Genomic DNA, 8671 nt, shown 5'->3' with positions numbered 1-8671 from the left:
GGGCGCCGTAGGCATAAACGGTCGCGTTAAGTATTTGCCGCTTGCTTGGGCTTGGACGCCCAAAACAAGCTTCCGCAAAAATAGCGACTCCCCGAGTGGTTGTATTTGGTTTATATCTCTGACGGCAGTAATCATAGAACTGCATTGCGATGTTTGAGATAAAAAACCGTTTAAAATCGGCAAGTTGGTCCTTTGAGTGTTAAAATGCACATACGATTGTTAAAAGTGCTTTGTCCTTTCTGATTCTATGAAAACTCCCAAACGTATACAGCCGCTGGTCGATGATGGTCTGGTGGATAAGGTTATCCGACCACTGATGAGTGGTAAGGAGGCCTCCGTCTATCTCGTCTCCTGTGGTTCTGAGGTCCGTTGTGCCAAGGTCTACAAGGAGGCCGATAAGCGCAGTTTCAAACAGGCGGTGCAGTATCAGGAGGGACGTAAGGTTCGTAACAGCCGACGCGCTCGTGCGATGGAGAAGGGCTCGAAATTTGGTCGAGGTGAGCAGGAGCAGGTCTGGCAAAATGCTGAGGTCGATGCCCTCTATCGCTTAGCAGATGCGGATGTTCGTGTCCCTCAGCCCTACGGCTGTTTTGATGGTGTGCTACTGATGGAGCTGATTACCGATGAAGAGGGTCAGGTTGCACCTCGTCTGAACGATGTCTCAATGTCTGCCGAGCAGGCGCTGGAGGACCACGACATAATGATGCGTTACGTGGTCCGCATGCTCTGTGCCGGCCTGGTGCATGGCGATCTGTCGGAATTTAATGTGCTCGTTGACGAATACGGCCCAGTGATAATCGATCTGCCGCAGGCGGTAGATGCGGCGGCTAATAACCACGCCGAGTGGATGCTGGAGCGGGATGTCAGTGCCATTACTACCTACTATGCACAGTTCGCCCCTGTGTTATCCGAAAGTCGCTACGCCAAGGAGATTTGGGCGCTCTATGAAGAGGGTGATCTGACTCCTGAAGTGGAGCTAACGGGTTATTTTGAAGAGGATACCCGTGAGGCGGATGTTGATGAGGTGATGCTTGAGATTAAAGCCGCCTTTGCTGAGGAGCAAGCTCGCCTGGAGCGGCTGCGAGAAGCAAACGAGGGTTAGTGTGTATCCAGGCGGTACCAGACGTTTACTAATCGTTGAGTTGCCGCGTGACGGTTGCTGAGAGCTTTTCGTTGAGAGCCGTCAATTCATCATCAAATATATCTTCGAGCAGCTGCTGATGTTCAGGTGATAGGTGATGCTTGCGATTGAGAACATCCATCATCTGGTTGTTGCCATCGTATTTTCTGCCATCGAAAGAGCTCCCGCCTCCATCATTGGATACTCTGGAAAACCCACGGTCTGAAAATTCAAGATCGAGTTGTTTGCTGATTCGTTTTCGATAGGTTTGACTACTAAACCAGCGGTCATAATAGATACAAACTTTATTGTTTAGCTGGTTTGTTTCCCCCAGAAATTCGCGTGCATGACTCTTCCATGTGGCGATAACTCTATCCATTTGCGGTCCCGCTTCAGCAGGGTAAATGGGGTAATTGTTGCTCAAAGACGATTTTAATCTGCTTGCCAAGTGATTGGTGGCATCTCGAATAATAAGAATATTGATGTGCTCGATGGGAATGTCTTTAAAGGGCCTGATGCTTAACTCGTGATCCTCCAGGCTGACGTAGAGAGAACGGTTTCTCGATTTTATTTTCTTGGCGAGATTGCTGAGAGGAGATTTTTTGTAATGGTTGTCGCTGAGCCAGCTTGTAAATGGCTGTGATGGAGGAATCTCCTTTTGCCCCAGCAAGATCGGTTTTATCATAATGATGTCGTTGAAGAAGCAACTCTTCTCTTGCTGTCTTAACCAGTTGATGATGGCGTGATTACCGCTCCGCTTCATCCCGTGAACGGTGATCACTCTTCTCATCTGACATCCCTGTTTGTAGCGAACTGGATCAGTTGCGGATGCTGATTCATATTCATTAAAAGAGTTTCCTACAGTTTTTCGATTTTGGACCGCTGTTCGATAAGCGATTCAAGTGATGCCCTGGCATCGGCCAGTTTGTCGCGCTCCTTCTGTACTACCGCTTCGGGTGCCTTGCCGATGAACTTCTCATTATTGAGTTTACCCTCGGTGCGTTGTACCTCTTTCTCTAGCTTCTCGATCTCTTTGCCGAGGCGAGCCAACTCTTCATCCTTGTCGATCAGGCCAGCCATTGGGACCAGTAGCTTCATCTCGCCGACCAGTGAGGTCGAGGACTCAGGGGCTTCGTCGCCCTCGTTGAGCCAGGTGATCGACTCGGTCTTGGCGAGGTTGGCCAGGAAGCGTTCGTTGGCCTCCAGGTAGCCACGGTCCTGTTCGGAACCGTTCTGAAGCATGACCGTGAGTGGTTTGCTCGGTGGAATATTCATGCCGGAGCGGATCTTGCGCACACCAACGATGAAATCCATCACCCATGCCATCTCCGCTTCAGCGGTGCCATCGATGAGTGCTTCATCAGCCTGAGGGTAGGGCTGCAGCATGATCGTTTCACCGGTAATGCCTGCAAGCGGTGCGATCTTCTGCCAGATCTCTTCGGTGATATAGGGGGTGATCGGGTGTAGCAAGCGCAGGATTGTCTCCAGAACGCGTAGCAGGGTCTGTCGTGTGCCGCGCTGCTGTGCCTCTGAGCTCTCATCCCCATAAAGAACCGGCTTGGAGAGCTCCAGATACCAGGCGCAGTACTCATCCCAGGTGAATTCGTAGATGGCACTGGCGGCACGGTCGAAACGGTAGCCATCGATGGCGCTGTTGACCGTCTGCTCTACACGCTGAAGCCGAGAGATGATCCAGCGATCAGCGGGCGCTAATTCAAACTCGTCGGAGTTGTTATCGTTTTTATCTTCGGTCTGCATCAACACATAGTTGGTGGCGTTCCAGAGCTTGTTGCAGAAGTTGCGATAGCCCTCGATACGACCGAGGTCGAAGTTGATGTCGCGGCCGGTGGAAGCGAGTGATGCGAAGGTGAAACGTAGTGCATCGGTACCGAAGGCGGGGATGCCATCGGGGAACTCCTTGCGGGTCTGTTTCTCGATCTTCTTTGCCAGCTCCGGCTGCATCATGTTGGCGGTGCGTTTCGCTACCAGTGCATCAAGCTCAATGCCATCGATCAGATCGATCGGGTCGAGTACGTTGCCCTTCGACTTCGACATTTTGTTGCCCTGTGAATCGCGCACCAGACCGTGTACGTAGACCTCCTGGAAAGGTACATCGCCGTCCATAAACTTTAGGCCCATCATGATCATGCGGGCGACCCAGAAGAAGATGATGTCAAAGCCGGTGACCAGTACGCTGGTGGGATAGAACGCCTTCAGCCTTTCGCTATCCTCGGGCCAGCCGAGGGTGGAGAAGGGCCACAGCGCAGAGCTGAACCAGGTGTCGAGTACATCCTCATCCTGACGTAGTGGGTAGTCGGCTGCGAGGTTGTGTTTCTCGCGCACCTCTTCTTCGCTACGACCAACGTAGATATTCTCGTTATCGTCGTACCAGGCGGGAATGCGATGGCCCCACCAGATCTGGCGGCTGATGCACCAGTCCTGAATGTTATGCATCCAGTCGTAGTAGGTGTTCTTCCAATTCTCCGGTACGAACTTGATCTTGCCCGTTTCGACTGCCTCGATAGCAGGTTTGGCCAGCGGCTCGACCTTGACGTACCACTGATCGGTGAGGAACGGTTCGATGACCGCGCCGGAGCGATCACCGCGAGGCACCATCAGTTTGTGGTCGACGATCTTATCCAGCAGACCCGCTGCATCGAGATCGGATACGATCTGCTTGCGTGCCTCGTAGCGATCCAGACCGATGTATTTGGCTGGGATCAGCTCACCTTCACCCTCGTCATTCTCGCGCACAGCGGCATCGATGGTGAAGATGTTGATCAGGCCACCGTGAATCTGATCGGAGATGCCCGTCTCATCACGATGACGCTGCCAGACGGCGTAGTCGTTGAAGTCGTGGGCTGGGGTGATCTTTACACAGCCAGTGCCGAACTCGGGATCGGCGTGTTCGTCGGCAACGATCGGAATCAGGCGTCCGGTCAGCGGCAGCTCAACCTTCTCACCGATCATATGTTTATAGCGCTCATCCTCTGGATTGACCGCCACCGCGCAGTCACCGAGCATCGTCTCGGGGCGCGTGGTGGAGACAACAAGGTGGCCTGTACCGTTGGAGAGCGGATAGCGCATGTGCCACATGTGGCCGTTCTCCTCCTCGTTGAGTACCTCAAGGTCGGAGACGGCGGTGTGCAGTTTGGGATCCCAGTTGACCAGGCGTTTGCCACGGTAGATCAGTCCCTCTTCGTGCAGGCGTACAAAGACCTCTTTAACGGCATCGGAGAGGCCGTCGTCCATGGTGAAGCGCTCATGTTGCCAGTCGAGCGATGAACCAAGACGACGCAGCTGGCGGGTGATGTTGCCGCCTGACTCCTCCTTCCACTCCCAGATACGGTCGATGAAGGCATCACGACCCAGATCGTGACGCGTCTTGCCCTCGGCGGCGAGCTGGCGTTCAACCACCATCTGCGTGGCGATACCGGCGTGGTCTGAGCCCGGCTGCCAGAGGGTGTTATCACCCTTCATGCGGTGGTAGCGAATCAGGGTGTCCATCACCGTATTGTTAAAGCCGTGGCCCATGTGCAGGCTGCCGGTGACATTCGGTGGTGGGATCATGACGCTATATGCTGAACCACTGCTGCCGCCGTTTGGTGCGAAGTAGCCGTTCTCTTCCCAGCTCTGGTACCAGCGCTGTTCGATCTGTTGGGGATTGTAGGTCTTGTCCATGGTCACTCGGGCTCGATGTCGATGAGGGCGCGGGGCGCAATAAAGCGGAGCATTATACCCGATCAGGGCACCGATTCGTGTCATCACAACAACTGCCAAAAAGGCGTGTTAGGATGTCCGGATAGCGTTGTTTTTAATAAGAAATCGACCTTTATGCTGCGATATTTGAAGACAGTCACCATCGCTGGGTTTGCCCTGCTACTTATATTGCTGGCAGGCATGGCGGTCTATGCTGTGATGCAACTGCAGTCTTCCCACAACACCCTCAATAAAATCACCTCTGAGAACAACCGCAAGATTCAGATTGCCACTGAAATGCAGGTGGCGGGCTACCGACGAACTGACTACCTCTACAACATGCTGCTGGTTGATGATGCCTTCAGCCGTGATGAGAAGTTCATGGCCTTTACCCACGAGGGCTATGAGGTGGGTAAGGCGCGTCGCTTAATTCGTGAATCGGGAATGGGCCCCGAGGAGAAGGCGATCTATAACCACCAGAGTGAGCTGATCGAGTTGGTGCTGGTGGTACAGGATCGCGTGGTTGATCTGGCGACGGCTAGCGATCTTGAGGCGGCTCGCTCACTGATGTTGCGAGAGGCGATTCCGATTTAGGCTCAGATCAATGAGACGCTACAGAGCATGCGTGAACTGCAGACGCGGCTCACACAGCAGGCGGTCTCTGAAGCCAATATGGCCTACAGCCGAACCCTCACATTGACGATCTGGCTCAGTGTCATCGTGCTACTGGTCGGCGCGGTAGCGGCAGTCATCGTCTACCGCTGTACCAGCCGTGAAGCACAGACCATCAGCGATAACCTCACCGCGCTTGAAGACTCCTATGTGCAGCTTGAGGAGCGGGCCAATAAGGACGCACTGACCGGGCTACCGAATCGTGCGGCACTATTTGACTATCTTTCGCATCTGTTTGCGGTGTCCGAACCGCAGCATGAGCAGTTCGCGCTGATGTTTTTTGATCTGGATCGTTTTAAACCGGTTAATGATCAACTGGGGCACGATGCCGGCGATGAGCTGTTGAGGCAGGTGGCTGATCGGATTTCGGCTCTGTTGCGTCGTGAGGATGTGCTGGCTCGTTTTGGCGGCGATGAGTTCGTTGCCGTGACTCGACACATAGAGGGAAGTGAGGGGTGTCAGAAGGTGGCGAGTAAAATCGTTAAGGCGATCCAGGCACCATTTGAAATTAACGGTGAGACAGTCGAGATCGGGACCAGTATCGGCATCAGCTTCTATCCAGAGCACGGCACGCAGTATGACCTGTTGATCAAGCGGGCTGACGATGCGATGTATCGGGCGAAGCGGGCAGGGCGCAACGATTTCGTCGTCTATAGCCCTGCCTGATTGTTATTTGTTCAGGTGCTCTTTGAGTACCTTGGAGATCATTTCGGGTAGTCGCTGATTGAGCTGTTCACGAACGGTCGCCTCAATCGTCTCAGAGATGGCGCCGACCGCCTCACTCACGGCCTTCGATGTGGCCTCCGAGATAGCGATGCCGATCTCTGCTCCGAGTTGAACGGCCTGATCAGCGTTGAGTGAAGGGGTAGTCTCGCTCTCAGAAGGGATCTCGTTGGTTTCGCTGGTTTCGTTGCTGGTCGCATCAACATCAAGCAGGGCGTAGGCATCAGCGAGATCAGTCTCGACACTCTCATCGGATTCCAACGACTCAGGTGCTGCGGCAATCAGCGCATCGACATCAAAATTATCACTCTCTGTTGCGCTGGCGGATGGCTCTTCTGTTAAATCAATGATTTCTTCAGTGGGTTCACTACTTTCGGCGCTCGTTTCTGTCAGTAGCGCATCTATATCGAAAGCGGCATCATCATTGTCGGTTGTTGCCTCTTCCTCTGTCACGGCGACTTCTGATGAAGTGTCGGTTGTATCGCCGGCATCAGCGAGTAGGGCGTCAATGTCGACCTCCTCATTTGGCTCGTCGATGGGGGCGGCGCTTGATTCGTCAGCCTCGGAAAGCAGTGCGTCGATGTCGATCTCCTCGACACTCTCCTCTGAGCTGGTACTCTCCACAGGCTCTGCAACCGATTCAGCTTCTGCGCTACCTGCTTCGGCAAAGAGTGCATCGATGTCGATCTCTTCAGCGCTCTCCTCTGAGCTGGAACTCTCTACAGGCTCTGCAGCTGGTTCGGCTTCTGCGCCACCTGCTTCGGCAAAGAGTGCGTCGATGTCGATCTCTTCAGCGCTCTCCTCTGAGCTGGAACTCTCTACAGGCTCTGCAGCTGGTTCGGCTTCCGCGCTACCTGCTTCGGCAAAGAGTGCGTCGATGTCGATCTCTTCAGCGCTCTCCTCTGAGCTGGGACTCTCTACAGTCTCAGCAGTTGGTTCAGCTTCTGCGCTACCTGCCTCGGCAAAGAGTGCGTCGATATCAATCTCATCTTCACTCTCTTCAGCCTGCTCTGATTCAGCGGCAGCTGTTGTCGGTGATGGCGTATCACTTTCAGAGCTAGCTTCGGCGAAGAGCGCATCAATATCGATCTCCTCTTCGCCTTCGCTATCACTCGGTGCCTCTGTAGCGGCGTCACTCCCAGACTCTTCGGTCTCTGCCAGGAGCGCATCAATGTCGATACTCTCACCGCCGTCGTCCGCTGTTGAGGTGTCGGGAGCGCTTTCTGAGGATGTCTCTCCTTCATCACCGCTCGCCTCAGCAAACAGGGCGTCGATATCTATGTTCTCTTCAGTATCATCCGCACTTTCAGTTGCCGGTTCATTGTCCGCCACATCGTTCTCAGCGATCAGTGCGTCGATATCAACCATCTCTGTGTCGGTATCTGGTTCAGCTGCGGGCTCAGCGTCTGTTTCGTTAGCCTCATCAATAAGCGAGTCGATATCGATCTCTTCAGGTGTGTCTATCTCTTCAGTAGTCGACTCGTTTGACTCTGCATCGCCCGTCTCAGCCAGTAGTGAATCGACATCAATGGCATCCGCATCATTAGGGCTCTCGGCTGCTGTTGTTTCCTGGTCATCGGCGAGCTGTACGATTTCATCGATCTGCGCAGCTACGTCACTCTCAGTACTGGCCGAGTCCTCATCGTTATCCTCAGGGAAGAGCTCATCGAGATCGATGCTATCGGTTGTTGAGGCAGTCGCTTCAGCGGCAGCAGCAGGTGTTGTGATCTCCGTTGCCGCAGCGATCTCGCGCGCCTCTTCGCCGCTGAGTGCAACGCTGTTAAGGACCGGGATCTCATCATCATCTTCAGTGGATTGTTCAATGACAGCAGGCATGTTGTTGCCCATAGCCAGATCGATATCGAGGCTCTGCATCTCATCGCCATCATCACTCATATCGCTGGTCAGATTGGCGTTCAGGCCATCATCAGAGGCACTTTCACTACTTTCGGCAGACTCATTAATGAACTCTTCAAGCTCAGGTGGGAGGTCGCTGTTGTTTTCGTTATCGCTCATTGGGCACCTACAGAGTCAGATTGTGCGGCGTCGGTTCTATCCCGTGCTCGCGGTAGCTTATAAAGCGTACACGACCATCCTGCCGTTCCGCGTCACCATTTTCAATGATTTCCACAACGCGTTCGAAGCGTGAAAAAAAGGACGGTACACTCCCGGCCAGATTGATCAGAACCTGACGTTGATCGGTGGGTTCCGAGTCGTGACCGATTAGCACGGGCATGCTCTCATCCTGGCTGACGGCATGTGGTAGAAAACTGCCTGCGCGGAAGGTCCAGAGCAGTTCATCAAGGGCGGCAGAGTCTGCAGCTGAGCTGGTGTGGATGTAGATGCGGTTGCCGAGGCTATGTACCTTCTCTGCCAGCTTGCAGGCGAACAGATATCGACCGTCGGCCACGCTGTTCTGCAGGATGTAGAAATCGACTCTGCTCAAGGTAACGCTCC

General features: G+C 53.8%; 7 protein-coding genes. 3 read left to right on the top strand and 4 right to left on the bottom strand.

The features are described from left to right. The first annotated feature begins 247 nt into the window (after window positions 1-247). Window positions 248-1102: a PA4780 family RIO1-like protein kinase gene (locus BOW52_RS07435; protein WP_078483461.1), complete on the top strand. Its 855-nt coding sequence runs from the start codon at window positions 248-250 to the stop codon at window positions 1100-1102. 28 nt (window positions 1103-1130) lie between these two features. Here the strand turns inward: BOW52_RS07435 and BOW52_RS07430 are convergent, their stop codons facing one another. Both BOW52_RS07430 and BOW52_RS07425 read right to left on the bottom strand, forming a co-directional pair. Next, window positions 1131-1910, bottom strand: a complete 780-nt coding sequence (locus BOW52_RS07430; RefSeq protein WP_078483460.1) for a hypothetical protein — start codon at window positions 1908-1910, stop codon at window positions 1131-1133. A 68-nt stretch (window positions 1911-1978) separates the two neighbouring features. Further along, a complete protein-coding gene (locus BOW52_RS07425) occupies window positions 1979-4801 on the bottom strand; it encodes a valine--tRNA ligase (protein WP_078483459.1) in 2823 nt (940 codons plus the stop codon). Window positions 4802-4954: 153 nt separating this feature from the next. Between BOW52_RS07425 and BOW52_RS07420 the strand changes: the two genes are divergently transcribed. Beyond that, on the top strand, window positions 4955-5413 hold the full coding sequence (locus tag BOW52_RS07420; protein ID WP_078483458.1) for an MCP four helix bundle domain-containing protein: 459 nt from the start codon (window positions 4955-4957) through the stop codon (window positions 5411-5413). A 27-nt stretch (window positions 5414-5440) separates the two neighbouring features. Further along, a complete protein-coding gene (locus BOW52_RS07415) occupies window positions 5441-6157 on the top strand; it encodes a GGDEF domain-containing protein (RefSeq protein ID WP_078483457.1) in 717 nt (238 codons plus the stop codon). A 3-nt stretch (window positions 6158-6160) separates the two neighbouring features. On the opposite strand, the gene BOW52_RS07410 is transcribed toward BOW52_RS07415, so the two are convergent. Both BOW52_RS07410 and BOW52_RS07405 read right to left on the bottom strand, forming a co-directional pair. Further along, on the bottom strand, window positions 6161-8230 hold the full coding sequence (locus tag BOW52_RS07410) for a midas domain-containing protein (protein ID WP_078483456.1): 2070 nt from the start codon (window positions 8228-8230) through the stop codon (window positions 6161-6163). 7 nt (window positions 8231-8237) lie between these two features. Continuing rightward, on the bottom strand, window positions 8238-8660 hold the full coding sequence (locus BOW52_RS07405) for a DNA polymerase III subunit chi (RefSeq protein WP_078483455.1): 423 nt from the start codon (window positions 8658-8660) through the stop codon (window positions 8238-8240). Between the last annotated feature and the right edge of the window lie 11 nt (window positions 8661-8671).

Source organism: Solemya pervernicosa gill symbiont (assembly GCF_002020875.1).
In the GTDB taxonomy this organism is placed as follows: Bacteria; Pseudomonadota; Gammaproteobacteria.
The sequence above is the reverse complement of the archived record's forward strand: the minus strand, read 5'-3'. Positions and strand labels throughout refer to the sequence as shown.